Source organism: Apibacter sp. wkB309 (genome assembly GCF_002964915.1).
In the GTDB taxonomy this organism is placed as follows: domain Bacteria; phylum Bacteroidota; class Bacteroidia; order Flavobacteriales; family Weeksellaceae; genus Apibacter.
The window spans coordinates 1-2,500 of the sequence record NZ_PSZL01000010.1; the positions used below are offsets into that span (position 1 = coordinate 1).

The 2,500-nt window shown below is 47.2% G+C and carries 2 tRNA genes and 2 rRNA genes (1 of these 4 cut by a window edge); all 4 read left to right on the top strand.

Annotated features, from left to right (window positions below):
* A 16S ribosomal RNA gene (locus tag C4S75_RS05685) occupies window positions 1-1,060 on the top strand; the annotation flags it as partial.
* Window positions 1,061-1,263: 203 nt separating this feature from the next.
* Window positions 1,264-1,337: transfer RNA gene (locus tag C4S75_RS05690), tRNA-Ile, on the top strand.
* Window positions 1,338-1,350: 13 nt separating this feature from the next.
* A tRNA-Ala gene (locus tag C4S75_RS05695) sits at window positions 1,351-1,424 on the top strand.
* A gap of 118 nt (window positions 1,425-1,542) precedes the next feature.
* Window positions 1,543-2,500, top strand: a 23S ribosomal RNA gene (locus C4S75_RS05700) (it continues 1,865 nt past the right edge of the window).

Genomic DNA, 2,500 nt, shown 5'->3' on the forward strand with positions numbered 1-2,500 from the left:
GTAATGTTCTGAAGGTACCATACGAATAAGCATCGGCTAACTCCGTGCCAGCAGCCGCGGTAATACGGAGGATGCGAGCGTTATCCGGATTTATTGGGTTTAAAGGGTCCGTAGGCGGGTTGATAAGTCAGCGGTGAAAACCTGCAGCTTAACTGTAGAACTGCCGTTGATACTGTTAATCTTGAATAGTATTGAAGTAGCTGGAATGTGTAGTGTAGCGGTGAAATGCATAGATATTACACAGAACCCCGATTGCGAAGGCAGGTTACTAAATACCGATTGACGCTGATGGACGAAAGCGTGGGGAGCGAACAGGATTAGATACCCTGGTAGTCCACGCCGTAAACGATGGATACTCGTTGTTGGGGGTAAGCCCTCAGTGACTAAGCGAAAGTAATAAGTATCCCACCTGGGGAGTACGACCGCAAGGTTGAAACTCAAAGGAATTGACGGGGGCCCGCACAAGCGGTGGAGCATGTGGTTTAATTCGATGATACGCGAGGAACCTTACCAGGGCTTAAATGGGAATTGACGTACTTAGAAATAAGTATTTCTACGGACAATTTTCAAGGTGCTGCATGGTTGTCGTCAGCTCGTGCCGTGAGGTGTCAGGTTAAGTCCTATAACGAGCGCAACCCTTATCATTAGTTGCCAGCGATTAAAGTCGGGAACTCTAATGAGACTGCCGGTGCAAACCGCGAGGAAGGTGGGGATGACGTCAAATCATCACGGCCCTTACGCCCTGGGCCACACACGTGCTACAATGGCCGGTACAGAGGGCAGCTACTGGGCAACCAGATGCGAATCTCAAAAGCCGGTCTCAGTTCGGATTGGAGTCTGCAACTCGACTCTATGAAGCTGGAATCGCTAGTAATCGCAGATCAGCCATGCTGCGGTGAATACGTTCCCGGGCCTTGTACACACCGCCCGTCAAGCCATGGAAGCTGGGGGTACCTGAAGTCGGTGACCGTAAAAGGAGCTGCCTAGGGTAAAACTAGTGACTGGGGCTAAGTCGTAACAAGGTAGCCGTACCGGAAGGTGCGGCTGGAACATCTCTTTTTTAGAGCAAAAAGTCAAAACAAGGAATAACAACCCCCAAAAGAAGCTAACAACTTCCAGGTGTTTCCTACTTAAACAAATAAAAGAGTAAGAAAAAGTTGAAAAAAACACAAGATATATAACACCCCTGAAAAGCCCCTGTAAGGAAAAGGTAAGACAATAGAAGAAGAGTAAAAGGAGCAACGAGGAAAATAGAAATCAATCAGTCTCATAGCTCAGCCGGTTAGAGCGCTACACTGATAATGTAGAGGTCGGCAGTTCGAGTCTGCCTGAGACTACAAAGGGAAACAAGGGGAATTAGCTCAGCTGGCTAGAGCGCCTGCCTTGCACGCAGGAGGTCAAGGGTTCGACTCCCTTATTCTCCACAAGGTTCTAAAAACGAAAGAAGTAGTAAAAAAGAACCAGTGTTATATACGGATCATTGACATTATTGGGATTTTATATAAAAAAATAAACCGAGCGGCCAATATAATTGGCTAAGGAAAAGAAATCGTTAAGGGCGTATGGCGGATGCCTAGGCTTCAAGAGGCGAAGAAAGACGTGGTAAGCTGCGAAAAGCTGCGGGGATTGGCACACACGAAGTGATCCGCAGATATCTGAATGGGGCAACCCACTATACAAGAGTATAGTATTCCCGCAAGGGAAGGCAAACCTTCCGAACTGAAACATCTAAGTAGGAAGAGGAAAAGAAATCAACCGAGATTCCGAGAGTAGTGGCGAGCGAAATCGGAAGAGCCCAAAAGTATGTAATTAGATAGCAGAATGTTTTGGAAAGAACAACCAAAGAAGGTGAAAGTCCTGTAAGTGAAATCTGGATATGTATGAAAAAGAGTAGGGCGGGACACGTGAAATCCTGTCTGAACATGGGGGGACCATCCTCCAAGGCTAAATACTCCTTGAAGACCGATAGCGAACAAGTACCGTGAGGGAAAGGTGAAAAGTATTTCGAAAAGAAAGATGAAAGAGACCCTGAAACCATACGCCTACAAGCGGTCGGAGCATCGTAAGATGTGACGGCGTGCCTTTTGCATAATGAGCCTACGAGTTAATTTCACTAGCGAGGTTAAGTAGTTCAGCTACGGAGCCGCAGCGAAAGCGAGTCTGAATAGGGCGTTGAGTTAGTGGGATTAGACGCGAAACCTTGTGATCTATCCATGGGCAGGTTGAAGCTTTGGTAACACAAAGTGGAGGACCGAACCGGTTGACGTTGAAAAGTCTTCGGATGACCTGTGGATAGGGGTGAAAGGCTAATCAAACTGGGAGATAGCTCGTACTCCCCGAAATGCATTTAGGTGCAGCGTTAAGAAAGAGTATACTAGAGGTAGAGCTACTGATTGGATGCGGGGGTTTCACCGCCTACCAAATCCTGACAAACTCCGAATGCTATTATATGTTTCTTAGCAGTGAGGGCATGGGTGCTAAGGTCCATGTCCGAGAGGGA